We start from the raw sequence: 25,129 nt of genomic DNA on the forward strand, positions 1-25,129 counted from the left end.
CCACACAACTTTTCATTATATACTAACGGAATCCATATTTCAACATATTTCTTCCAAAATAGCAGTTTTATTGCTTTTTCGGCGTTTTTCTCATAATCTGGACTCTCTTCTTTAAATTAGTGATATTAACTTCCCTCCTGGTCCCGCCGAATTCCCCATCTAACACCCAGTCAATAGGCTCTTCCGAGAGAATTCTCAAAGACCTTGTCCGAAATTTATGGACGTATTCATTTGGTTCTTCCTTCAGAAACATGTAATTAATAATGTTGGTCAAATCCAAAGCAGTTTTGGGCGTTCGTATCAACAGCACCTCAAACTCGCCGTCGTCAAGGGCTACATCCTGTGTCACAAGCCCTTTAAAGCCTCCTACGCTCATGGTATTTGTTATCATACCGAAAATAAACTCTCCTTCCAGAGTCATTTCCTCTTTCCTGCCCACGCTTTCTGAGTATAAAGGTATGCCCGCAGTGTGTTCCTCACATTCGATCCTCATCTCATAGGACTTTATGGAAGCCAGGCTCTTCATGCCTTCCAGCATATACGCCTGATGCCCCAGAACATTCTTTTTATCCTGGGGAGTTAAATAAGCCACCTCAGTAAAGGCACCGAACGCGGCAATATACACGAAATGCCTGTCCCCGCAAAAACAGCCGATATCAATGGGAAAGGGTTCCCCAAAAACCGCCGCTTCGGCCGCTTTTACCATATTTTTTGAGATCTTTAAGCTGGTAGCAAAATCATTGGTGGAACCGGCAGGGATGTATCCCAAATTGGGAAAACTATCCAATTTCATGAGACCGCTTATAGTCTCATTCAAGGTCCCGTCACCCCCGCTGCACACCACCAGATCAACACTGCCTCCATATGCTGCCGCTGCCTCCATTGCATCACCGCTCCGCTGTGTCACATGAACCGACAATTCATAACCGGCCTTTGTAAAAATATCCAGGATATCCATCAGCTTATTCCTGATCTGAGCTTTCCCGGAACGCGGATTAAATATAAAAAGAATCTTTTTCATTATATCACCTGATCAATTTTGTATACGTCTTAAATGCACCTGGCAAGGAATAAGTTTTTTTTAAGTCTTCCCCAGTGACCCATAAAAAATCTCCGTTTGGCCGTTCTCCAAGTTCAATCCGATATCCTATCATATGCCATTCCACATGGCTGAACACATGCTTTGCAGCAGGAAGAGGCGTTACCTTAGCCGTATCCACTCCCAACTGGTCAAGCAGGATTTCCTCTCCTAAGTGTCCCTCCACATTGGGAAACTCATATAGAGATGCCAAAAGTCCTGTGTCATCACGCTTGCGGATGGCAACCCGTCCATCCTGCCACAGGAGCATTACCGTTTTATTTTCCGTCCTGCGGGCCTTTTTAGGCGTTTTTACCGGAATTTCACCGGTAAGGCCATTAGCCCTGGCAACGCAGATTGAGGCCAGGGGGCACTGTCCGCACAGGGGGGAACCGTTTGGCACACAGACAATCGCTCCGATTTCAATAAGTCCCTGGTTGTAAGAGCTGGCTTCCCGTTCCGGCATTACTGCCTTTAATTCCTCTTCCATACGTCTTTTGACTGACTGCTTTAAAATGTCTTCCCTGCTGCCTGTTACTCTGGAAACCACCCGTAATACATTGCCGTCAACCGCCGGGACCGGAATGTCAAAAGCTATGGACGCAATAGCACCTGCGGTGTAAGACCCGATCCCCGGAAGCTTTTTAAGCTCCTCGTAGGAAGCCGGAAGCTCTCCGCCATACTGCTCTACAAGAAGCTCTGCTGTTTTCTTTAGATTTTTTGCCCTGCTGTAATAGCCAAGCCCTTCCCAGAGTTTCAATAACCGGTCTTCCGACACTGCCGCCAGATCATTGATCCCCGGTAAGGCCTCCATAAAACGCTCAAAATAGGGTTTTACCGCTTCCACTCTGGTCTGCTGGAGCATGATCTCCGATATCCATACCCGGTATGGTTCCGGCTTGTCCCTCCATGGAAGGGCCCTTGCATGCTCCCTGTACCAGGACAAAAGCGGGCGTTCCATGGCCTTTAAACGCCCCCTTGTATCCAGTTCCTTTTCCTGGGGCTCCAAAACCTGTAATTTATCATAAAGCGAATGATTCTTCATTACACATATCCATAGACTCCCCGGACAGATACCTCTCCGGAAATCACATGTCTTACCTCTCCCGGCTTTACTTCCACAAGAAGCTCTCCCTTTTCGTTGATACCCAGGGCTTTTCCAATATAATCACCAGACTTCTCCAGAACTCTTACTTCCTTTCCTGCATTGACCATATGCTTATTATAGACACTTATCAGCCCGGATAAATCACCCTGGCTGATAAATTCCTCATAATATTGTTCAAAAGCCTCCATAATAGCGGCAACCAGCCGGCTCCTTCTCACCTTTTCTCCTGTTTCCAGAAGCAGGGAGGTTGCCGTCTGCCTAACTTCTTCCGGAAATTCCTCCATATTGACGTTGATCCCGATCCCTACCACAACATAATGGATTCCTTCCAGCTCGGCGCTCATTTCCGTCAAAATGCCGCACAGCTTTTTCCCGTTTGCTACAATATCATTCGGCCACTTAATGCCCGCAGCAAGGCCAGTTACGTCCTTTATTCCGTCATAGACCGCCAGGGCAGCTACCAGCGTTATCATGGAAGCCGAAGCAGGAAGAATGTCCGGCCTTAAGATCAGGCTCATAAATATGTTCTTCCCGGAAGGGGACACCCAGGTGCGCCCTCTTCTGCCCCGTCCTGCGTTCTGGCAGTCGGATACAACAAGAGTCCCGGTGGAAGCCCCTTCCTCTGCCAGACGTCTGGCTCTTATATTGGTGGAGTCAATGGCCTCGTGGTATTCCACCTCCCGGCCAAATCTTCCCTTAATGCAGCTATTAATCTCCGTTTTCGTCATTATATCACAAGAACCGATGAAATGATACCCTTTATTTCGAACCGCCTCAATTTGATATCCTTCTTCTTCCAGCTGACGGATGGCTTTCCAGACGGCCGTCCTGGAAACCCCAAAGCGGCCGCACAGTTCCTGGCCTGATAAGTAACCGTCACTTTCCTTAAGCAGCTTAAGAATCTCTGTTTTCAATGATATCACCCCCACCAGATGCTCACCGCACTGATTACAGTAAGGGCAATAAGAAGGACTCCGAACATAAGGACAGCCATGCCTGCCGCTTTCTTCTTCTTCTCCCGGCCGCTAAGTCTGATTTTATAGATCCCGTTGACCATGTTAAGCGCGCCGGCCAGGAAAAATATTGCCGGGAACAGAAACATATGATCCTCCGGGTTTAAAAACGATATGACAGCCAATGTTACAATCAGAATTCCCACTATAATATGGAGGACATCCACAATCATGGAAGCGTTTCTCAAGCTTCTTCCTCGTTCCTGTATATACATGTTCTACTCTCCTAACGTCGCCACCATTACCGCCTTAATGGTATGCATTCTATTTTCTGCTTCGTCAAATACCACAGACACAGCCGATTCAAAAACCTCCTCTGTCACTTCATTTCCTTTGACAGCCGGCAGGCAGTGCATGAATATGGTAGTGTCTTTACCTGTCTTCTCCATCAGTTCCTGATTCACCTGATAAGGCTTTAAAAGAGCAATACGCTGGGCGGCCTTGTCCTCTTCTCCCATGGAACACCACACATCCGTATAAATGGTATCAGCATCTTTAACCGCATCTGTATCCTCTGTGAGAGTGATGGTACTTCCGTTTTCCTTCGCATAACCCTGGCATAATTCCACCAGATCCTCCTTTGGCCACAGACTCTCGGGAGCCAGGATGGTAAAATGAACGCCCATCTTGCTCATTCCGATCATCAGGCTGTTGGCCATATTGTTGCGCCCATCCCCTGCATATACAAAACGAAGACCTTTCAGATATCCGAAATGTTCTTTCATAGTGAGAAGGTCTGCCAGAATCTGTGTTGGATGATAATCATCGGTCAGCCCGTTCCACACCGGAACGCCTGCATATTTTGCCAGGTCTTCCACGGTCTTATGCTTAAATCCGCGGAATTCGATCCCGTCAAACACCCTTCCCAAAACTCTTGCCGTATCTTCCACGCTTTCCTTATGTCCCAGCTGAATATCATCTTTCCCTAAATATTCCGGATGTGCGCCTTCATCGACTGCAGCTACCACAAAGGAACATCTGGTGCGGGTTGACGGTTTTTCAAAAATTAGAGCAATGTTTTTTCCCTTCAGGGAATTACCCGTGATCCCCTGTTTTTTCTTGGCTTTTAAATCTGCGGCTAAATCCAGCAGATATCCAATCTCTTCCGGTGAATAATCCTTTAATGTGATAAAATTTCTTCCTTTTAAGTTCATATTGCATCCTCCGCTTTTCTACTTGTATTTTTATACATTATTATAGTGTATCTCGCATAGTTATGCAATACTTTTTTTATTTTTGTATATTAATGCATTAAGGGTTTGTACCTGGTATCCGGTCAATTCACAAAAAAAGGATTGAAAGATGTTTTTCTTTCAGACTTTATCCCCCTGCTGCAGCGGTTTCACCTTGTCAAGGGACCGGAGCTTCTTTCTGATCTCCTCCATCATCTGATCCACCGTATAAATCCGAAAGCGTTTGACCTTCAAACGTTTTGCTAAGTCTTCCAGCAGGCCTAAGTACATATCCTTGTAATCCCAGTCCTCCTTCAGCTTTAATTCCTCAGCCAGCTTGGGGAATAATTTTTCCGTAAATGCACGGTAACCCGTCAGAGCTGCCATCCCCTCTTCATTAAGCGTATCCTGCATATATATTTTAAAAAGTTCCACTTCTGACATCATCTTATCAAAATAGTAGGGTTCCGTATTTGGTGCATCAATATAATAAATACGCCCGCAAAGGCCATATAAGAACCTTTTTGCATCAAAATATCCCAGAGTCATATTTTTTCTCGTCTGTTTTTTATCAAACTCCAGGATTCCCCCAAGGTCTTGTCTTGGAGCAATGTGGTACACTCGGATCCCATCCGGAATCTCAGTCACCCGTTCCTTATCAAACCCCAGGCCATAGATGCGGATCACAATGATGTCCTCATACCCATGATCAAGAAGAACATTAATGGGAACATTGTTGACTCCTCCGCCATCCATATACCGTTTCCCGCCCAGCTTTTCATTTTTAAAAGCCAGGAAGTAGGCGCTGGCCAGCAGCATATCTTTGATGGATCCTGCATCGCCGTTTAGGATATCCGCGGCCACTTCCTTCCTGTCTGAAACCGAATAAGTTACGGTAAAAAGTTCCCTGTCAGAGTTTCTGAGCTTCTCCTCATCTCCCACCACTTCTTCAATGAGATTTTTCAGAGGAGTAATATCAAATCCCCCGTCCTTTACGATCTGCAATCCGCTGCTTATCAGCTCCTGTAGATTTAAGGACTTGAAATCCTTTTCCTTTAATGCCTTTATGGTCTCATCGTTTACCGACATGACATGAGAGTATTCTATGTTCTTCCATATCTCTTCGGCCCGTTCCAGATCATCCATGCAAATGAGAGCGCCGTTTAAGGAGCCAACGGAAACACCTGCGACTCCCCTTATCTTTACTCCTTCTTCCCTCAGAGCCTTCCAGGCGCCGATCTGGTAAGCTCCCTTGGCCCCTCCGCCTTCAAGCACCAGTCCATACTCTCTGCTTAAATCCAGTTTCAGTTCCATAAGCCCTCCTTTTAGACTATCTAAGGAAACACCCTGCAAGTATACCTCTATGCCCTAAAAACTTGGGCAGAATCAGAGAAATTATGCCAAAAACGCAGCAAGAGGGCATTTGCCCCCTGCTGCGGTATGTTTATAGCTTAAGGAAGTTATTCCCCGGGATTCTTAGCGATCTCCGTAATGGAAGAAACCAGCCCGGCCATGTTCTGAATATCAGAAGGGATGATGATTTTGGTGGCCTTGCCGTCAGCAACCGCCTTAAATGCCTCCAGGCTCTTAATGACTAAAACTGAATGATCCGCACCAGCTTCCTTAATCATACGGATTCCCTCCGCATTAGCCTGCTGGATCTTTAAGGTGGCTTCCGCCTGGCCTTCCGCCTCACGGATCCGTTTTTCCTTTTCTGCCTCTGCGTGAAGGATTGCAGCCTGCTTTTCAGCTTCCGCATCAAGAATGGCAGATTCTTTCTTTCCTTCCGCCACAAGAACGGTGGATGTCTTCTCTCCTTCTGCCCTTAAGATGGCTTCACGGCGTTCACGCTCTGCCTTCATCTGCTTCTCCATGGCATCCTGAATGGCCGCCGGAGGCATGATATTCTTAAGCTCCACACGGTTTACCTTGATTCCCCATGGGTCAGTGGCAATATCAAGGGTTTCTCTCATCTTTGCGTTGATGGTCTCTCTTGAAGTCAAGGTCTGATCCAGCTCCAGATCACCAATGATGTTACGAAGGGTCGTAGCCGTCAGATTCTCAATGGCCATGATGGGATTCTCAACACCGTAAGCATAAAGCTTCGGGTCTGTTATCTGAAAAAATATGACCGTGTCGATTCTCATAGTAACGTTATCCTTTGTGATAACCGGCTGAGGCGGGAAGTCCGCCACCTGCTCTTTTAAATTAACCCTTTTAGCCACACGGTCAAGAATTGGCATCTTAATATGAACACCTACAGACCATGTCTCAATGTAAGCTCCCAAGCGCTCTACAACCAGAGCCTGTGCCTGGGGAACGATCCTGATACAAGTTGACAATAACGCCAGAATAACAATCAATATAATAATAACTGATGTAAATCCAACAACTCCCATATTATGATTCCTCCTGATTCATACTCACAATTAATTTTACACCTCTTATTTCCTTTACTTCCACCAAAGCGCCTACCGGGTATATACTGTTTTCCTCCAGTGCCCTGGCCGTCCATTCCTGACCGTTTAGGATCGCTGCACCTTTTCCCTCCACGTTGTTGATCGTGGCCGTAACCCTGGCACTTTTTCCAATAAGGCTTTCCATATTGGTCTTTACCGTGTTCCGGTTCACATATTTTAATGCAAAAGGCCTTGTAAAGAATAAGAGAATAAAGGATACAATTACAAACAGCGCCAGTTGCACCTGGATATTTATTCCAAACAACGCCAGCACAAATGCAACCAATGCTCCTCCCGCAAACCAGACGGTCGTCAGGGCCATGGTCGCCGCTTCAATTCCAAGAAGCACTACAAATGCAATAAGCCAATAGACTGCTGCCATCTTATCATTCCCCTTCCCTGCCATTGTAAACAAAGCTGCCCGGCAAATCTATCTGTTGACATACGATATAGTTCGGCCATTTGGCGAACTATTACTATCATACTATATGTTCCAGTATTTCTCAATATTTTCTCAATATTTCTGCCTATAAAAGCCTTACAATTTTCTGACGGCTACATCCGCCGCTGTCTGGCCGCCTCAAACATCAATACAGAGGCCGCAACCGCGGCATTTAAGGATTCCACTTTTCCTTTCATGGGGATCTTTACATAGGCATCTGCCAGCGCAGCTGTTTCGTCCGTCAGGCCGTTTGCTTCATTTCCCACCAAAAACCCTGTATCAACAGTATAATCCTCTTTTTCATAATTATTCCTGCCATCTAAATGTGCTGCATACAGCCTGACCCCGCCGGCTTTCAGGGCCTTTAAAGAGGCGGTTAAGTCATCCGTATACACAAACGGAACACGAAAAACGGACCCCATGGTGGAGCGGATTACTTTTGGATTGTAAACATCCGCTGTAGTTTCGCTCATAAGCACGCCGGTAATTCCTGCTCCCTCCCCGGCCCTGAGAATAGTCCCGAGATTCCCCGGGTCCTGGATGTTTTCCAGAACCATCAAAAAGGAAGGGCCAGGAGCAGCCAGCAGGTCCTTCTCCTTATAGGCATATTGCTTTACAAGGGCTAAAATTCCCTGAGGAGTCTGGGTATCCGACATGACCTTAAACACATCCTCCGAAACAACCTCATATTCTTTTCCCGATAAAAGCTTTTTATGGGCTTCATCTTTTAAAAAGCCTTCCGACACAAAGACGCTTTCAATCCTGTCTGCCGGAATTTCCTTAAACATGCGAAGCCCTTCCGCTACAAAAAGGCCGCTTACGTTTCTGGCTTTGGCCTTCTTTGATAAGTTCATCACCTGTTTCACCCTTGCATTGGCGCTGCTGGTTATCATAATGTACCTCTCTTTTATAAGTTTTCCAGTTCTTCCAGCCACAGGCGGCTTACGGCATCGCTTGGCATGCGCAAATCTCCTCTGGGGGATACTGCTACAGAGCCCACCTTGGGTCCGTCAGGCATGCAGGAACGCTTAAACTGCTGGCTGAAAAACCTGCGGTAAAATACCTTTAACCATTTTAAAATAGCTTCCTTTTCATAATGCCCGGAAAAGGCGTAGACCGCCATGCGGTAAACCTTCTCCGGCCGGCAGCCGAATCTTAAAATCTGGTACAGGAAGAAATCGTGAAGTTCATATGGGCCCACTAAATCCTCTGTCTTCTGGGCAATTTCTCCATCCTGGGGTGGAAGGAGTTCCGGGCTTACAGGCGTGTCAAGAACATCAAGAAGTACACTGCTTAAAGTCTCTTCCCCGCAGGTGTCGGCATAATAACGTACCAGATGGCGTACCAGGGTCTTTGGCACCGAAGCATTGACTCCGTACATGGACATATGATCGCCGTTATAGGTGGCCCATCCAAGAGCCAGTTCAGACATGTCCCCCGTTCCAATGACCATTCCGTTTAGTTTGTTTGCCATATCCATCAGCACCTGAGTCCTCTCCCTGGCCTGGGAGTTTTCATAGGTTATATCATGGACATCTTCCTTCTGTCCGATATCCCGGAAATGAAGGGTTACGGCTTCCCTGATATTCACCTCTGTAAGCTCTGCTCCAAGGGTTTTGGTCAGCGTGCAGGCGTTCTGATACGTCCGGTCCGTTGTTCCGAAGCAGGGCATGGTCACCGCATGAATCTGATTCCTGGGAATTTCCAGCATATCAAAGGCCCGGACCATCACCAGAAGGGCCAGGGTGGAATCCAAGCCTCCTGAAATTCCTACAACCCCATGCTTACAGCCCGTGTGGGCAAGCCTCTTTTTTAAGCCCATGGCCTGTATAGAGAGAATCTCCTCACACCTTCTGTTTCTCTCCTCCTCATTATCCGGGACAAAGGGCCTGGGATCAATAAATCTCTTTAAATCCAGTTCCTCCTGCTTTATCTTAAAGGGAACCACCATATAATCCTTGTGGTCGGCCTGGGGAAATGTAGTCATCCGGCGTCTTTCATGAACCAGCCTCTCCAAGTCCATGTCCCCGTATATCGTTTCATTTCCAAAGCGTTTGGACTCTGCAAGGAGAGAACCGTTTTCCGCTATCAGGTTCTGGCCGCCGAACACAAGATCCTGGGTGGATTCTCCCTCTCCTGCGTTGGCATAGATGAAACCGCATACCAGACTGGCGGAATGTCCCGTAATAAGGCTTCTACGGTACATATCCTTTCCCGTTGTCTCATCACTGGCAGAACAGTTTACAATCACCGTTGCTCCGGCAGTGGCATGACGGATGGATGGTGGATTTGGAACCCATGCATCCTCACAGACCTCCGCCGCCACCACAAGCTGGGGAATGTCCTCACATGCAAAAAGAATGTTGGTGCCCATAGGAACCAGTTCATCCTCCCATTTTACCATCACCGGTATTTCGTTTCCCGGCTGGAAATAACGCAGCTCATAAAACTCTGAATAATTGGGCAGATTCGTCTTCGGAACAATCCCGAGAATTCTTCCATTTTGAATGGCAACAGCCGTATTGTAAAGCTTTCCGCCTCGTTCCCAGGGCATGCCTATAAAGCATAGAAGGTCGTGTCCTTCCGTTGCCTTTAAAATCTCCTTAAGCTCCTCTTTTGCCTTTATTAACAGAGCATCCTGCCCGAATAAATCACCGCAGGTATAGGCCGTCAGGCAAAGCTCCGGAAACACCATGAGTTTTGCATGCCTATCAATTCCCTCTTTGATCTGCTCACAAATCCTCTCTCTGTTAAATTCCGGGTCTGCTACCTTTACGTCTGGGGTTGCCGCGGCAACCCGGATATATCCATGCTTCATCTCTTTTATCTCCTATCTATTCATTGGTACCCTTTGGTATCATTTGGCCTTTAAGCTGTAAACACAGTCCATCACCATGGTTGTTATCTATGTTATAGGATAACACCACATCACCGCTCCAAAACTGGGGAAAAATGGCACCAGCAGATTAATTTAGATCATACGCAGAATGCACATGTTTCCCACACCGATCAGCATGGCAGAATATCCATAGGCAATGAAATCCTCTTTCTTTTTCCAATTCCCCAATGAGTATTAGTATACATCCATTTTTGGAAATTGGGAAGCCGGATAATTTAAGGTTTACTTTTTAGGTGGTTTCGTGTACAATATTTTTATATCCTACTAAACAGATAAGAATAATTAGGAAGGAGATTTTAAGCCATGAAATTTTCTACCAAGGGACGTTACGCCCTTCGTATGATGCTTGAATTTGCACTTCATCCGGGGGAATGCACAAAAATCAATCAAGTGGCGGAACGACAGGAAATATCGGACAAATATCTGGAGCAGATTGTCACCATCTTAAGCAGGGCCGGGTATGTGAAAAGCAGAAGAGGCGCCCAGGGCGGTTATTATCTGACAAAGGCTCCTGCGGAATATACCGTTGGCATGATCCTGCGCCTTGCAGAGGGAAGTCTGGTTCCCGTAACATGTCTGGAGGATGAAATCAACCCCTGCAGCCGTTCCCATAATTGTGCCACTCTCATGGTATGGAAAAAGCTGGATCATGCGATCTCCGATGTGGTAGACAGCATTACCCTGGCAGATTTAGTGGAAGAACAAAAAAGGCTTGATGGCCAGGCTAACTATTATGAAATCTAAACAATGGTTCAAAAAAGTTCGTGTTCTCCCGACTCAAGGGGCAGCACGAACTTTTTAAATCCGGTTATTATTTTCCGTTTGAAGTCCGGTCAAATATATCCCGGAAAGCGGAATCGTTTTCCAGAAAAACATCTACCAGAAGGGGATCAAAATGGTCTCCTCTTCCCTGAGTAATTATCTTTAAACTATTCTCATGGGTAAACCCCTCTTTATACACCCGTTTAGAACGCAGCGCATCATACACATCCGCCAAAGCCATGATGCGTGCCGATATTGGAATCTCTTCCCCTTTTAAACCCTTTGGATATCCGCTTCCATCCCATTTTTCATGATGGCAAAGGGTGATTTCCATACCAACCTTGATGAACGCGCTTCCTGTATCCTTTTTTTCGATGCTTGCCAGTGTCTGATATCCAATGGTTGTATGAGTTTTCATGATTTCGAATTCCTCCGGCGTCAATCTGCCGGGCTTTAACAGAACCGCATCCGGAATCCCAACCTTTCCAATGTCATGCAACGGGCTAGCCTGGGTGATGCCATCAATAAAGGCACGGTCTATTTCCCTCTGATGTCCTCCCATTTCCCAAAGCTTTTCCGCCAGAAGACGGCAATACTGTGATGTTCTGACAATATGCTCTCCTGTCTCATCATCCCTGGACTCCGAAAGCTTCACTAATGCATGAATGGTGGCCATTTGAGAAACGGACACTTCAGCCACCTTTTTCTGAACAAGTTCTTCCAGATGATGATTATATTCCTCTAATTTCTCCTCAACAACTTTAGCGCTGGTGATGTCCTGAATCGTACCGTGGACTCTGGCGGGATTTCCCCTGAAATCCTTTGATGCCACAAACCGGATATGCACCCACTTGACCCGGTTTCCCTCCAACAACAGACGGTACCGGTATTCAGCAGGCGCCATGCCGTTTTGCATATCTTGGTAAATTTGTCTCACCAGCTCTTTATCATCGGGATAAACCTTTTGAAAATAAAACGTCAGATCCAAATTAGCAGACGGGTCTGTTTCCAATATTCTGTTCATGGTGTCCGACCACCATAACTGCTTTGTGGAAAGGTTCAGCTCCCAGTTGCCGATCAATGCAATTTCCTGGGCCTCCCGGCGGGAAGCATCGCTTTTTTCCAATTCCCTGCTCTTAATTTCCAGCTGTTTTGACACCTCTACATAACGCTCCATGATCTCCGATACCAATTCAGTATGAATCTGATTATCCACCTGCTTTGCAAAATGGTCAAGCATGGCCTTAACATATTCATCCGAACCTGATTCTTCCGATACGATTTTTTGTCCCAGCAGGATGGCATCTGTCCGCATCAATCTTCTTCCTCCTTCAGGAAATAGTCGATCCCGACTTCGGTCAATTCTTTCAGCCGTTTGATTACGATCTCCTGTGCTGCTGAAGTATCAAGGATACTTCCATGCTGGGGCGCGATCAGGGAAATATCCAGTTCTTCTATCCTCTCAAGGGCATACAGCAGCGCTTTTTTCGATGGCATGATTCGCTGATGGAAATTTATGATTCCATTTATCTGGCATACTTTCCGGGTGATGGGACAGATTTTCAGGGGCTCGCAGTCCTTGCATACATCACCGATCAGCGTATATAAGCTCCAGTTGTGATCATAGCTTCCGAAAATATCGCTGCTGAATAATGTTTTTGTTTTCTTATCATAAGTAATAAAGCTGCCCGGCGAATGGGAATAAGGCGTCCTGATAAATTCCAGGCGCCTGCCGCTTGAAAATTCAAAATGAAATCCCAATTGCTCAATGCACAGCTTCTGCGAACTCATGGAATAATAGTTGATGAAAATATTATTTTCATGATGGGAGATTATTTTTAAATCCTTGCTGTTAATGAGTGTTTCTATATGGGGAATATTGCCGCATAAATCCGGATCATAGTGATGATAAATCAGATGGCTGATCTTGCCCGGGCTGATCCCCGTTCGCATGATTTTCAGCATGACTGTGCCGAAATCATCCCTGCTGCCGCTGTCGATGAGCACTGCCTCATCACCATCTACAATTAAATAAGGGTTGCAGTGGAGACCTGCACTTTCATCAAAAAATCCCACCCAGTAGACTCCCTCAGCTATTTCTACATACTCTTTATAATTCAAATCCTGCTTATCCATCTGTATTGTCCTCCAATGAATCCATTTATGGCTAGTCCCCATACCGTTGGCCATGGCTTAAATGGAATCCGCACATTCATTCCCTTCTTTAATTCAGTATAGGCAAATGATTCGGCCCTCTGCTGTCTGAAATGGAAAAAGATTCCATGCCATTATAGCATAGAATCTTTTCACTGACTACTATATCTAAATAACGGACCAGCTGGGAAGGGATCCCTTTCAGCTGATCGTGCTTTCCGCAAATTTCCTGATTTCAGACGCATTTGTGATCTTCTGCACCTGACCGTTCTTTATGACCACCAGAGTAGGAGCCTGCATGATTCCGAATCTTGTGGCAAGCTCCACATTCTCTTCGGCATCCACCACCTCATAATCCATATTTTGTAAAAACTGTTTTGCAATCCGGCAATTAGGGCAGGTTTTCGTTGTAAAGAGATAGGTCCCTGTCGGAATCTCCGCTTTTTTCGCCGCTGCCTTATCCCTATTTTCCCCTGCAGCTCCTTTTTTCAGTACGGAGTGGAAAGGATCGTAAGTTGTCCGGTTCTTATATTCCTGGGTTTTTCCCTCATTCCAGTTCTGCACCGGACGGTAGTAGCCGGTGATCCGGCTGTATACCTCAGCCTTCTTTCCGCAGACCGGGCATACCTTATGTTCGCCGGAAAGATATCCGTGCTCCGAACAAATAGAATAGGTTGGGGACAATGTATAATAAGGCAGTTTGAAATTCTCCGCAATGGTGTGCACCAGCTTTGCCGCAGCTTCCCAGTCAGGAAGCTTCTCACCAAGAAATGCATGGAATACGGTTCCTGATGTATAGAGGGTCTGCAGCTCATCCTGAATCTCAAGGGCATCAAAGATATCTGCCGTATAATCCACAGGAAGGTGGGAGCTGTTGGTATAATATGGAGTATCTCCCGGATTTCCGGCTGTTATGATATTTGGATAATGCTTCTTGTCATGCTTAGCCAGCCGGTATGTGGTGGACTCTGCCGGGGTTGCCTCCAGATTGTATAGGTCTCCGTACATTTCCTGGTAATCTGACAGCCGTTCCCGCATGTGATTTAACACATCCTTGGTAAACTGTCTGGTTTTCTCACTTGTCAGATCATGCCCCAGCCATTTGGCGTTTAAGCCAACTTCGTTCATTCCGATCAGGCCGATGGTGGAAAAATGATTTTCAAAGCTGCCAAGGTAACGTTTCGTATAAGGATATAGTCCCTGGTTCAGAAGCTTTGTTATAACTTCCCGCTTGGTTTTTAATGACCGGGCCGAAATATCCATCATATGATCCAGACGCTTGTAAAAATCGGCCTCATTCTGGGCAAGGTAAGCGATTCTTGGCATGTTGATGGTTACAACGCCCACGGAACCGGTGCTTTCGCCAGAGCCAAAGAATCCGCCGGTCTTTCTCCTAAGCTCCCTTAAATCAAGGCGCAGACGGCAGCACATGCTCCTTACATCGCTTGGTTCCATATCACTGTTAATGTAATTTGAGAAGTAAGGGGTTCCGTATTTGGAAGTCATCTCAAACAGCAGCCGGTTATTCTCCGTATTGGACCAGTCAAAATCCTTGGTAATGGAGTAAGTAGGAATGGGATACTGGAAACCACGCCCATTGGCGTCTCCCTCTATCATGGTTTCAATAAAGGCTTTATTGATCATGTCCATCTCAGCCTTGCAGTCCTTATACTTAAAGTCCGCCTCTTTTCCGCCAACAACTGCGTTAAGCTCTGCCATATCGGCAGGAACGGTCCAGTCCAGGGTAATATTGGAAAACGGAGCCTGAGTTCCCCAGCGGCTTGGCGTATTCACACCATAGATAAAGGATTCTATGCATTTCTTCACTTCCTGGTAGGATAAGTGATCGGCTTTTACAAAAGGAGCCAGATAAGTATCAAAAGAAGAAAAGGCCTGTGCTCCTGCCCATTCATTCTGCATGATTCCCAGGAAATTGACCATTTGGTTGCAAAGAACGGATAAATGCTTTGCAGGGGAAGAGGTGATCTTTCCCGGTATTCCTCCAAGTCCTTCCAGAAGAAGCTGCTTTAACGACCAGCCGGCACAGTAACCGGTGAGCATGGATAAATCGTGAATATGGACATCAGCATTTCTGTGGGCACCTGCAATCTCCTGGTCATAAATTTCAGACAGCCAGTAATTCGCCGTAACTGCACCGGAGTTGCTTAATATCAGCCCTCCTACGGAATAGGTAACAGTGGAATTTTCCTTGACACGCCAATCCTCTACCTTTACGTAGCTGTTTACCACAGCCTTGTAATCCAGAATGGTATCCTTCATATTCCGTATCTTTTCCCTCTGTTTCCTGTATAAAATATAAGCCTTCGCCACATCGGTATATCCCGCCTGCTCAAGAACGTGTTCCACACTGTCCTGAATCTGTTCTACTGTGACTTCTCCTCCTGACATCTTCCCCTGAAAATCAGCAGTTACCCGAAGTGACAGCAGTTCCAGTATTTCATTATTATACTCCTTTTGAGTGGCCTTAAATGCTTTTTTAATCGCTTCCGTGATTTTATTCAGACTGAATTCAGCACTTTCCCCATCTCTTTTTACCACCTGGATCATAAAACTAAACTCCTTTCCTCTGCAAAACCCCTTAACATTCTTTTTTTATCATTGGATAGGCGGCGCTAAAAGCGGCACCTTTTGTGAGAAGTTAAAGAACATCTCTTCACAAGTATATTATAACAGAAGAAAAGAAAAAACACAATATGTAGTTTGGTTTTTTAACACCAATCCACATATTGTGTTTTTTATTCATCAACAGCATCGGCATTGTTTGCCAAGGAGGCAAACAGCTCCGATGGCACATAGGCATTCACCAGAATTCCGTCTTCCTGATACTCTTCCTTTAACAGCTGGCCATATTTGCGGATCAGCTGGATTTTCCCTGCTTCCTTATAGGAATATACCTTTTCCAGATACACTTTCTGGTTTCTGAGAATGGTTTCCAGAAGATTTAAAAGTTCATCAAGACCTTCTCCGGTCTTTGCGGATATCCTCACCTGATGGTCCGAAGAAACATCTTTAAGGATTACACCGCCCTCTGCCGCATCGATCTTATTGAACACCGTAACCATCACCTTATCACAAACACCAAGTTCCCTCAAAGTCTCATATACAACATACATCTGCATGTCCATCTGAGGATTGGAACAGTCCACCACATGAAGGATGATATCGCTGTATTTAGCTTCCTCCAAAGTGCTTTTAAAGGCTTCGATCAAATGATGGGGAAGCTTTCTGATAAATCCTACGGTATCCGTCAAAAGGACCTGCTGACCGCCCGGTAAGTTTAAATTCCTGGTTGTTGGATCCAGGGTGGCAAACAGCTTATCCTCAGCCAGTATCCCGGCATCTGTAAGCCTGTTTAACAGGGTAGATTTCCCGGCATTGGTATAGCCTACAATGGCGGCGGTGGGCACATGGTTTTTATCCCTCTGCTGCCTGACAACCTCCCGGTGACGCTTCACATCCTCTAAATCAGCCTTTAGCATTCCGATTCTGTCGTGGATCAGACGTCGGTCCATTTCCAGCTTTTTCTCTCCCGGTCCGCGGGTACCGATGCCTCCTCCCAGACGGGACAAGGAGCTTCTAAGGCCCACCAGACGGGCTGCCCGGTACTTTAGCTGAGCCAGTTCCACCTGAATTTTTCCTTCACTGGTCGTAGCTCTGGAAGCAAAAATGTCCAGAATCACCATGGTCCGGTCCATGATCTTCGTATCCAGGGCCCCTTCCAAATTACGCAGCTGGGCCGGAGACAGTTCATCGTCGCAGACAATACCGGTTGCTTCAAGCTCCCAGATACGGTCCTTTATTTCTTCTATCTTTCCTTTTCCCATATAAGTTCCCGGATGGATTCTCTCCCTGTTCTGGATTATTTTATCCACGGTAACAGCCCCTGCTGTTTTCACCAGCTCTTCCAGCTCGTTAAGAGATGCCTGTGTGTCATTCTCATCCTCGGTACTGACTGCCACCAGGATCACCCGTTCTTCTATTTCCTTTAATTCAATCAGCTCTGCCATCAATCGTCCCAACCTATCTTGTCTTTAAAAATGTGATCTCCCGCTCCGCTTCCTCATCAGGGCCGTGAGCTGAGACATATTGCTGCATCAGATCCAGGGCTGTCTTAAATTCACCTTTACGCTCTTTAGCAACAGCCTGGTTAAACAAAAGTTCCAAAACCTCTGAACTGTCGGTTGCTGAAAGGCCCTTCTTAAAATATTCAGCCGCTCCATCCCAGTCTTCTACGGCCATCTTACATAAGCCCATCCGGTTATAAAGCTGGGCGCTTTCCTCCCCTTCTTTAAGGGCCCCCTCATAGAGGCTCATGGCATCAGAAGCCGTTCCCGCCTTTTCCATGGCTGCCCCTGCGGCCAGCAAAGCTTTCAGCCTGCCCGGAGCCTTCTTTTCTGTATCTAGTTCAGCACTTCGCTTATAGTCCTCTATCGCACCGCTTAAATCTCCGGCCCCTGCTCTGGAAACGGAACGCAGATTTAAATATTCCGGCCGCTCACCATCTACCTTTATGAGTATGCCATAGGTGTCTGCAGCGGAAGAATAGTCCTCTGCCAGGTATTCGGCTTCTGCCCGGTACTTTAACACATCCACATCAAACTTCCCTACCAGTCCTTTGGAGGAACTGATTGCCTGATCAAAGGCTTCCACGGCACTGTCATAGCTGCCCTGGTTAAGAGCTTCGATTCCCGCAGCCCGGTAAGAATATTTGTCTTCCTTTTTCCCGCACCCGCCTGCTGCTATGGAAACTGCCAGTGCAAGTCCAAGGATGACAGTTGCATAACCTGTCTTTCTTCTCATGCTATTATCTCCTTTTAAGGAAGTTCGATACAGGAATTTTATTGTTTTCCCGTACTTCCATGGCCGCCACGGTCATCATGCCCCAGAATCTCTGCTTCTTCAAAGCATAAGGCAGGCTGATGCTCCATAATACGGAACTGGCAGATGCGGTCATTTACATGAATCACCGTATCCCGGAGCGCATAAGCCGGGAAAAACCATTGGTCATTGTCCCCGCAATATGTCTCATCAATGATCCCCATACTGTTGGTCTGGATCACACCGTAATTTTTAAACGTGCTGCTTCTTGGTACCACATGGGCTTCAAACCCGGCCGGAAGCTCCATGGCAATTCCCAGAGGGATCAGTTTAAACTCGCCGGCTTTCAACTCCACTTCCTGTGCCGCGCGTAAGTCAATCCAGTCGGATTTGCCGTCAATGTAACGTAAACGTTCGATTTTATCTGTAAAATATTTAATTCTTATGGCTTGTTTCACCTTATTTCCTCCTAAATGCTATCATCTTTTTTATCTTCTGCCGGTATCAGATCACTGCTTTCAGAAAGCTCCTCTTCCACTTCCAGCCGTATCTCAGCTGCCACAACAGGATCTGCAACCGGAAGATTCTGGGTAGAGCCGATGCCGAATCTTCTTAAAAATTCCTCAGTGGTGGCAAACAATGCCGGACGGCCAGGGGCATCTAAGCGTCCTACTTCATATACCAGATTGTATTCCACCAGTTTATTGACCGCATGATCCGATTTGACGCCCCGTATTTTCTCTATTTCAAGCTTTGTTACAGGCTGCTTGTAGGCTATGATGGACAGGGTCTCTAAAACCACATCCGTAAGAACCTGTTTTTTAGGTGCAGATGCCACCCGGATTAAGTTCTCGTAAAACTCAGATCGTGTGCACATCTGGTAGCTGTTTTCCAGTTCAAGGATCTGCATCCCTCTTTTCCCCGTATCATAGCGCTTCATCAAACGGAGAACCGCCTCCTTTGCCGTGGCCTCATCCTGGCCGATGGCAGCCGCCAGAGCCTTAAGTTCAACGGAATTCCCCATGGTAAAGAGAACCGCCTCAATCACAGCTTCCCACACCTTTTCTTCTTTTGTGCTCTTCTTCGGCCCGTCGGCCAAAAGAGTTTCCTTATCCATCAATTTCCTCTTTCCTGCCCTGCTTTCCGGGCATAAAGGTATCACTGGAAGGGGGTTCCTCCTGAAGTTCCGACAAATCCAGTTCCCCGTCCTCCCCTTCCGGTTCCAGGGTTTCAATGGTCATATCATCAAACAAATGCTCCTGGGACAGCGTGATCTTGCCGATCTTCATGAGCTCCAGAAGCGCTAAAAATGTCACAACAACAAGGGTACGGTCCTGCTGCCTCTCAAGCAGCCCGCGGAACGAAAATTTCCGGTGCTCTCTGGCATAATCCATGACCGATTTTATCTTATCTTCCAGGCTTATGGATTCCCTCCGGATGTTGCCAAACCGGCTTCGGATAGGATCCACACGGTCTGATACCCGTTTCGTAACCGCCCGGAAAATCTCCTGGAGTTTTGCCAGGGTAAGCCCGTCAAGCAGCTTGTCCAAATCTACCGGCGGCTCGTACTTTGCCACCTCGGAGGGAATGGAAGGAGATTTGTACAACAGGCGATCCGCCCCCACTTCCCGGTCCTTAAGCTCCAGTGACATGTATTTATAATATTTGTATTCCAAAAGACGTGCCACAAGTTCGGCTCTTGGATCTTCTTCCTCGCCTTCCTCGTTGATCTCCCTGGGAAGTAACATGCGAGCCTTTATATCAATGAGGGTCGCAGCCATGACCAGAAATTCGCTGACAATGTTTAAATCCTCTGTTTCCATGTGATTTACATAGTCCAGATACTGCTCCGTAATCGTCGCGATGGGAATGTCGTAGATATTCACCTTATTCTTGTCGATCAGATGAAGCAGCAGATCCAGCGGCCCCTCGAAATTATCCAGTTTATAAGAGATTCCCATAAAATCCTCCAAGGCAGAATAAAACATGCCTTTGATCAGTATATCAAATCCTTCTTCATCTGTAAATATATGGCAGACCCAAAAGCTATTTCCTTTTTAAGTCCACAACTACCACCTGAGGTTTATTGTTCAGACGGATGTTGATGGAATGGGTTCCAAGCCCTCTGCTCACGATCATATGTTTTCCATCTGACTGAAACTCACCGGCACAGTATGGAAGGAAGAACTGGTATTGAGGCGTCATTACCCCTCCCAGATACGGAAGCCTTATAGTTCCTCCATGGAAGTGGCCGGACAGGGTCAAATCAGCCCCCCAGCTTCTGCATGAGGAAAAATAAAGAGGAGAATGGCAAAGCAGAATCTGAAACCGCTCCTTTGATGCCTTCCCCACCCTTTGTTCCATCTCCTCCTCAGTTAAACGATCCGGCCGGAACTTCTGGTAAGCCCCTTTTTCCAGATCAATCCCGGTTACAGCGATATCTTCTCCATACCATTCCGTCCGGCTGTCCAGAATTTTAATTCCAAGCTTTTTTAAACTGCGCACATAAGCTTCATACGCTTCGCCATAAACTTTGCGTTCCCAAAGCAGGCGGTTCTCATGATTGCCGTTGCCGCAATAGACGGGGTATCGGCCAGCCAGCTTTTCCATAAGCTCCAATGCAGCAGCAGTATCCGCTTTGCCCTTGCTGATGATCATATCGCCGCCCACAAGCACAAGATCAGGAGCCACCTTATCAACAGCGGCCAAAAGCCTTTCATTGCCGTCGCCAAACCGGTGTTCGTGAAGGTCGGAAAGAAACACAATGGTACGATCCGTTTTTATCTTAGCGCTTTCCAAAACAGTTCTCTCTGAGTTAAGCTGTTCTTTTTCATACTCAGAACGCAAATACAAACCTGCGCCCACTGCGGCGCAAATAGCTACGGCAGCAAACCCCATCTGAATTTTCCTCTTCTTCCCTCATTCTATTTCTTGCTGTCTGTTCATCATACAATGAAGGGCCTGCCTGAGTCAAGCCTAAGAACTCCAGTTGCCCACCAGATATTCAATAATGAGATTGGGTATGATAACCATAAGTCCGATGCCAATGCTCATGACTATGGTTCCGTAAAAATATTCCTGGTAACCTGGTGTTCCCGGAACCGGCGGTACTGTAAAAGCAAGGCGGTAGACGGATTTGCAGAGAGCGAAAAAGCAGATAAGATAAAAAATTACGTTAAATATGTTTTTTTTCATTTTGCATTCCTCCTTTCCCATAATATAAACCACTTATGGATAATATGCAATACTGGATAATCACGGTTTAATTAAGACCAGAGGTGATAAATCATGATTGTTTATGACAGACTGTGGGAAACCATGAAAAAGAAAAACATCAGCCAGTATCATCTGATAAAGTACTGCAAGGTCAGCGCCGGGCAAATCGGCCGTCTTAAGAAAAACAACTTCGTTTCCACTCATACCATAGATATGCTCTGCAAAATTCTGGACTGTAGCGTGGAAGAAATCATGGAGTACCGGGCCGATATAAGCGAAGCCACCCTGTCGGCAGAGCGCGGGCCTAAAGCAGAACAGGACAATTCTTCCTCAGAGGATTTGGCATAGAAAAAGAGCCTACAGGCTCTTTTTCTATGCCAAAAACCTCCAACTTCCTACCGGATCCAGGCGCCTGAAGAATCCAGACGATACCCGTCGGGCGTAATGGTATCCTTAAGCATGGCTCCATCGGTCCCTAAATAAAACCATTTCCCATTGCTCTCCACCCAGCGGCTTGCCGCCATGACTGAGTCTGTGCCAAACCAGTAGTAAATCCCGTCTATTTTCTGCCACTCATTGCTGGCCTTTGTTCCATCCTGCTTTCTATAATACCATTTAGAACCTTCCTGGACCCAGCCCTGGGAAGAAGTCTGTGCAGTCCCCCCTCCCGCTGTCTTTAAGGCAAATCCATAATCCAAAAGAGACTTTGTATCCTCATAATGAGTGGATTTGCTCTTCATGATGACCGCAATCAGCCGGACACCGTTCTTTTCCACACAGGTGACCAGTGTATTGCCGGCCAGGGAAGTATAGCCTGTCTTTCCTCCGATCACTCCCGGATAATACCTGGAATCTCCCGGATTAACCATCTTATGGCCCATGGTCACTGTTCTGGCGGAAGCCTTCTTTGTGGCCGGTATCTGGTAACTTAAGGTGGAGGACACCTTTCTTACTGTGTCATTCTGGAAAGCCGCCCTGGCAATGAGGGCCATGTCATGAGGTGTGGTATAATGGCTGGAGCTGTTAAGTCCATTTGGGTTGACAAAGTTGGTACCAGTGCAGCCAAGCTCCTTTGCCCTGGCATTCATCAGGGTGGAAAAAGCACTGACACTTCCTGAAACGTGCTCTGCCAGGCCATTGGCCACTTCATTGGCAGATTTTAGCATAAGGCCGTATAGGCTCTGCTCCACCGTCAGCTTGTCTCCTTCTGTAAGTCCCAGTGTTACCGCACCTGATTCCAGGTTTGTAGTGGCGGTCTTTGAGAAGGTCACGGTCTCCGATAAATTGCTTTTTTCAGCAACAAGAAGAGCTGTCATAAGCTTTGTAACGCTGGCAGGATAGTATCTTGTTTCTCCGTTTTTTGAAAAAAGCAGGGCTCCTGTGGACGCGTCCATAAGAACCGCGCCTTCCGATTGAATCTCCGGCTGTTTAATATCCGAAGGCAAGGTTCCCCCGGCATTTGGGATATTTCCAGTCTGGGAACCTCCCGCGCCGGCTCCGGTGTTAACTCCTGGTCCGACCTCATTGGCCGTACTGCCCGAGGACCCGCTTGCTGTCCCTGTCTGCCCCGCTGCTCCCGGAAACGGCTGTATTAGGGGCATTTCCCCGTATGATGGTATTGACGCAAGAATGCTGATACTGATTACCAGGCTCCATAGCCTGCACGATTTTTTTGCCATATCCTGTCATCTCCTGTATATTTCGTTATGCAAGTATAATTTCTCACAACAGTATAGCATAAAATCCAAAATTTTCCGATTAAAATTTTCTTACAGATTCGTTTAGCTCATTGCCCGCGCAAAAAACACCGCCCTGCCCAGGCGGTGTGATCTGCTAAAAAATCTGCTCTCTGTATTCTTTTTCTAATTCTTCCAACCTGTCCATTGCCACATTTAAGATCTCAGCGTGGTCAAATGCCAGCTTTTCCTGATCCAGCACGTCAATGGCCGGTAAAAGATCGATCTCCGTCTCCTTTTTCCACATCAATCCCTGACGCTCATAGGTTTCGGTAATCCGATAGCTCATAAAAATATGTTCTTCTTCATTTTCGATAGTAAGTGCATAGGTGGCTCCATTTTCCAGTTCAGAGAGTTTCTTTTTCTTTACCTGGAACCAGCGGGCCTCTGCGGCGTCATCTCCGGCCTCTGGAGTCAGCTGATCCTTCGGCACTGCAGCCATATAGGATACTGAGATGACTCTTGTCCTGGGATCACGCTTCACATTCCCCCATGAATATAGCTGTTCCATGCAAATACCTTTTAACCCAGTCTCTTCTTCAAGCTCTCTGGCTGCTGCGGTCTCCAGGGATTCATCCACATTTACAAAACCTCCCGGAATTGCCCACTGTCCGATGCAGGGATGATTTTTTCGCTTGATGAGCAGAATTTCTGTTTCCGTCTCCTCCTCATCCACCGCAAAAATCAGCATATCCACGGTCACCGACGGGCGTTCATAATTCCCCGGGCGATACTGTAAAAGAAACTCTTTTTCCGTTAATCCCTCTTCATTCCTTCGTTCCATTCTGCCCTTCTTCCTACCAGAATCTTAGAATATCACGGACTGAAGCGCCCCTAAAACTCCTGCACTGGCAAGTCCCATAATAACCCCTGCCACTAAGACGCCTCCCATCACGGCTAAAATACTGGATTTAAAATCAATATCAAGCAGGCTGGCTGCCAAAGTGCCGGTCCAGGCACCCGTTCCCGGAAGGGGAACTCCCACAAATAACAAAAGCGCAATAAACAACCCCTGTCCAGCTTTCGCCTGCAGTTTTTCGCCGCCTCGTTTTCCTTTTTCCAGGCACCAGGAAAAAAAGCCGCCGATCAACGGCTTATCCGCTCCCCATTCGAGAACCTTTCTCGCAAAAAGGTATATAATAGGTACCGGAAGCATATTTCCAAGAATCGCAACGATATATGACTGGAAAAGCGGAAGCCCCATCACTGTTGCATATGGAATTGCTCCGCGAAGCTCTATCAGCGGAACCATGGAGATAAAGAAAACGGTCATATATTTTTGTAACATATTCCATTCCTTTCGTGTAAAAGTCTGCCTTTATACTATACACAAAGATTGACCGTCTATCAACCATTTTATAAAAAGATTATATTTTCCATAGGGATCTGGGAAAAGGAGGATTAAGGCATGCCGGCAGCTAAAGCTAATCCTAAGCTTAATCTTCTCTGAAATAAATATTAACATTTGTTAAATACTATTGTACTGGCAAAACGAGTATGATATAATCCTCCAAAGTTGATAATCATGATACCAACCACCAGAACGGAGAAAGATGACTTATATGAAAAATCTGCTTTACAGGTACAGGCATGTCTGGATTCTCAGTTACGCCTTTATCTATATACCGTGGTTTTTATACCTGGAAAAGACGGTGACAAACCACTACTATATTATGCATGTTGCTTTAGACGACCTGATTCCTTTTAGTGAATATTTCATTATTCCATATCTTTTATGGTTTGCATATATAGCTGCCGCTATTTTGTATTTTTTCTTTACCAGCGTAAAAGATTATTACAGGCTGTGCACCATGTTGTTTACAGGGATGACCATCAGTCTGGTGATCTGCACCGTATTCCCCAACGGTACGGATTTCCGCCCTGTGATTGATCCCGGAAAAAATATCTGCTCGGATATTGTGGCGCTTCTTTATTCCGCGGATACTTGTACCAATGTATTCCCCAGCATCCATGTTTATAACTCCATTTGTGTTCATATTGCAGTCCTTCACAGTAAACGCTTAAGGAAATACCCTTTTTTAAGGACCGGTTCCCTGGTGCTGATGATTTCCATCAGCCTTGCAACTGTTTTCTTAAAACAGCATTCCGCCTTTGACGGTCTTGGCTCACTGGTTATGGCTTATGTCATGTACCACTTTGTATACTCTGACTCTTATGTTCCCACAAGGGAAAAGGTTTCCGAAAAAGCCATCAGCTAAAATAAATCCCCTGACACCTTTGATTGGTGCAG

At 46.4% G+C, this 25,129-nt stretch carries 26 protein-coding genes; 3 read left to right on the plus strand and 23 right to left on the minus strand.

All coding sequences use genetic code 11. The features are described 5' to 3' along the window. Positions 1-67: 67 nt before the first annotated feature. From AC27IJ_RS04475 to AC27IJ_RS04520, 10 genes are all read right to left on the minus strand, one after another. Positions 68-1,021 carry a diacylglycerol/lipid kinase family protein gene (locus AC27IJ_RS04475; RefSeq protein ID WP_312441859.1) on the minus strand — a complete coding sequence of 318 codons (954 nt, stop codon included), beginning with the start codon at positions 1,019-1,021 and terminating at the stop codon, positions 68-70. Positions 1,022-1,025: 4 nt separating this feature from the next. After that, the gene (gene mutY / locus AC27IJ_RS04480) at positions 1,026-2,123 is read right to left on the minus strand and encodes an A/G-specific adenine glycosylase (protein WP_487147669.1); all 1,098 of its coding nucleotides are present in this window, start codon (positions 2,121-2,123) and stop codon (positions 1,026-1,028) included. Further along, a complete protein-coding gene (locus tag AC27IJ_RS04485) occupies positions 2,123-3,100 on the minus strand; it encodes a biotin--[acetyl-CoA-carboxylase] ligase (RefSeq protein WP_312441857.1) in 978 nt (325 codons plus the stop codon). The genes mutY and AC27IJ_RS04485 overlap by 1 nt, the downstream gene beginning before the upstream one ends. A 5-nt stretch (positions 3,101-3,105) precedes the next feature. Then, entirely contained in the window at positions 3,106-3,414 is a 309-nt protein-coding gene (locus tag AC27IJ_RS04490; RefSeq protein ID WP_312502126.1) for a DUF6637 family protein, read from the minus strand. Positions 3,415-3,417: 3 nt separating this feature from the next. After that, positions 3,418-4,353 carry an ornithine carbamoyltransferase gene (gene argF, locus AC27IJ_RS04495; RefSeq protein WP_312441855.1) on the minus strand — a complete coding sequence of 312 codons (936 nt, stop codon included), beginning with the start codon at positions 4,351-4,353 and terminating at the stop codon, positions 3,418-3,420. A 159-nt stretch (positions 4,354-4,512) separates the two neighbouring features. Then, positions 4,513-5,685 (minus strand): patatin-like phospholipase family protein, encoded by a 1,173-nt coding sequence (locus tag AC27IJ_RS04500; RefSeq protein ID WP_312441854.1) that lies wholly within the window; start codon positions 5,683-5,685, stop codon positions 4,513-4,515. Between the two features lie 146 nt (positions 5,686-5,831). Next, complete coding sequence (locus AC27IJ_RS04505; RefSeq protein ID WP_312441852.1) at positions 5,832-6,770, minus strand: SPFH domain-containing protein; 939 nt, start codon at positions 6,768-6,770, stop codon at positions 5,832-5,834. A 1-nt stretch (position 6,771) separates the two neighbouring features. Next, positions 6,772-7,212, minus strand: coding sequence for an NfeD family protein (locus AC27IJ_RS04510; protein ID WP_312441851.1), 441 nt, complete (start codon positions 7,210-7,212; stop codon positions 6,772-6,774). A gap of 173 nt (positions 7,213-7,385) precedes the next feature. Further along, a complete protein-coding gene (locus tag AC27IJ_RS04515; RefSeq protein WP_312502124.1) occupies positions 7,386-8,165 on the minus strand; it encodes a TrmH family RNA methyltransferase in 780 nt (259 codons plus the stop codon). Between the two features lie 14 nt (positions 8,166-8,179). Then, complete coding sequence (locus AC27IJ_RS04520) at positions 8,180-10,090, minus strand: NAD(+) synthase (protein ID WP_312441848.1); 1,911 nt, start codon at positions 10,088-10,090, stop codon at positions 8,180-8,182. A gap of 384 nt (positions 10,091-10,474) precedes the next feature. Here AC27IJ_RS04520 and AC27IJ_RS04525 point away from each other — a divergent pair, with 384 nt between their 5' ends. Beyond that, complete coding sequence (locus tag AC27IJ_RS04525; protein WP_313153741.1) at positions 10,475-10,915, plus strand: RrF2 family transcriptional regulator; 441 nt, start codon at positions 10,475-10,477, stop codon at positions 10,913-10,915. Positions 10,916-10,982: 67 nt separating this feature from the next. On the opposite strand, the gene AC27IJ_RS04530 is transcribed toward AC27IJ_RS04525, so the two are convergent. From AC27IJ_RS04530 to AC27IJ_RS04575, 10 genes are all read right to left on the minus strand, one after another. Further along, on the minus strand, positions 10,983-12,248 hold the full coding sequence (locus AC27IJ_RS04530; protein WP_313153760.1) for an HD-GYP domain-containing protein: 1,266 nt from the start codon (positions 12,246-12,248) through the stop codon (positions 10,983-10,985). After that, positions 12,248-13,069, minus strand: coding sequence for an oxygen-binding di-iron domain-containing protein (locus tag AC27IJ_RS04535; RefSeq protein ID WP_312502120.1), 822 nt, complete (start codon positions 13,067-13,069; stop codon positions 12,248-12,250). Before AC27IJ_RS04535 ends, AC27IJ_RS04530 begins: the two co-directional genes overlap by 1 nt. Before the next feature lie 219 nt (positions 13,070-13,288). Beyond that, positions 13,289-15,655 (minus strand): ribonucleoside triphosphate reductase, encoded by a 2,367-nt coding sequence (locus AC27IJ_RS04540; protein WP_312502118.1) that lies wholly within the window; start codon positions 15,653-15,655, stop codon positions 13,289-13,291. Positions 15,656-15,843: 188 nt separating this feature from the next. Further along, the gene (gene hflX / locus AC27IJ_RS04545) at positions 15,844-17,115 is read right to left on the minus strand and encodes a GTPase HflX (protein WP_487147677.1); all 1,272 of its coding nucleotides are present in this window, start codon (positions 17,113-17,115) and stop codon (positions 15,844-15,846) included. A gap of 13 nt (positions 17,116-17,128) precedes the next feature. Then, positions 17,129-17,908: a tetratricopeptide repeat protein gene (locus tag AC27IJ_RS04550; protein WP_312441843.1), complete on the minus strand. Its 780-nt coding sequence runs from the start codon at positions 17,906-17,908 to the stop codon at positions 17,129-17,131. 38 nt (positions 17,909-17,946) lie between these two features. Then, positions 17,947-18,384: a dUTP diphosphatase gene (locus tag AC27IJ_RS04555; RefSeq protein WP_487147680.1), complete on the minus strand. Its 438-nt coding sequence runs from the start codon at positions 18,382-18,384 to the stop codon at positions 17,947-17,949. A gap of 11 nt (positions 18,385-18,395) precedes the next feature. After that, positions 18,396-19,043, minus strand: coding sequence for an SMC-Scp complex subunit ScpB (gene scpB / locus AC27IJ_RS04560; protein ID WP_312502115.1), 648 nt, complete (start codon positions 19,041-19,043; stop codon positions 18,396-18,398). Continuing rightward, positions 19,036-19,887, minus strand: a complete 852-nt coding sequence (locus AC27IJ_RS04565) for a segregation and condensation protein A (RefSeq protein ID WP_312441840.1) — start codon at positions 19,885-19,887, stop codon at positions 19,036-19,038. Before AC27IJ_RS04565 ends, scpB begins: the two co-directional genes overlap by 8 nt. 85 nt (positions 19,888-19,972) lie before the next feature. Further along, positions 19,973-20,824 (minus strand): metallophosphoesterase, encoded by an 852-nt coding sequence (locus tag AC27IJ_RS04570; protein ID WP_487147683.1) that lies wholly within the window; start codon positions 20,822-20,824, stop codon positions 19,973-19,975. A 78-nt stretch (positions 20,825-20,902) separates the two neighbouring features. After that, entirely contained in the window at positions 20,903-21,121 is a 219-nt protein-coding gene (locus AC27IJ_RS04575; RefSeq protein ID WP_312441838.1) for a hypothetical protein, read from the minus strand. A gap of 93 nt (positions 21,122-21,214) precedes the next feature. On the opposite strand from AC27IJ_RS04575, the gene AC27IJ_RS04580 reads away from it, so the two are divergent. Next, positions 21,215-21,490 carry a helix-turn-helix domain-containing protein gene (locus tag AC27IJ_RS04580; RefSeq protein WP_312441837.1) on the plus strand — a complete coding sequence of 92 codons (276 nt, stop codon included), beginning with the start codon at positions 21,215-21,217 and terminating at the stop codon, positions 21,488-21,490. A 47-nt stretch (positions 21,491-21,537) separates the two neighbouring features. Here AC27IJ_RS04580 and AC27IJ_RS04585 read toward each other — a convergent pair whose 3' ends face one another. From AC27IJ_RS04585 to AC27IJ_RS04595, 3 genes are all read right to left on the minus strand, one after another. Beyond that, complete coding sequence (locus AC27IJ_RS04585; RefSeq protein WP_312502109.1) at positions 21,538-22,821, minus strand: serine hydrolase; 1,284 nt, start codon at positions 22,819-22,821, stop codon at positions 21,538-21,540. 154 nt (positions 22,822-22,975) lie between these two features. Further along, on the minus strand, positions 22,976-23,662 hold the full coding sequence (locus AC27IJ_RS04590; protein ID WP_312441834.1) for an NUDIX hydrolase: 687 nt from the start codon (positions 23,660-23,662) through the stop codon (positions 22,976-22,978). A gap of 24 nt (positions 23,663-23,686) precedes the next feature. Beyond that, positions 23,687-24,166 (minus strand): COG2426 family protein, encoded by a 480-nt coding sequence (locus AC27IJ_RS04595; protein ID WP_312441832.1) that lies wholly within the window; start codon positions 24,164-24,166, stop codon positions 23,687-23,689. Between the two features lie 274 nt (positions 24,167-24,440). Here AC27IJ_RS04595 and AC27IJ_RS04600 point away from each other — a divergent pair, with 274 nt between their 5' ends. Beyond that, positions 24,441-25,097 carry a phosphatase PAP2 family protein gene (locus AC27IJ_RS04600; RefSeq protein WP_312502107.1) on the plus strand — a complete coding sequence of 219 codons (657 nt, stop codon included), beginning with the start codon at positions 24,441-24,443 and terminating at the stop codon, positions 25,095-25,097. Positions 25,098-25,129: the final 32 nt, after the last annotated feature.

The sequence above is a fragment of the Lacrimispora sp. YZC11 genome (assembly GCF_057543815.1).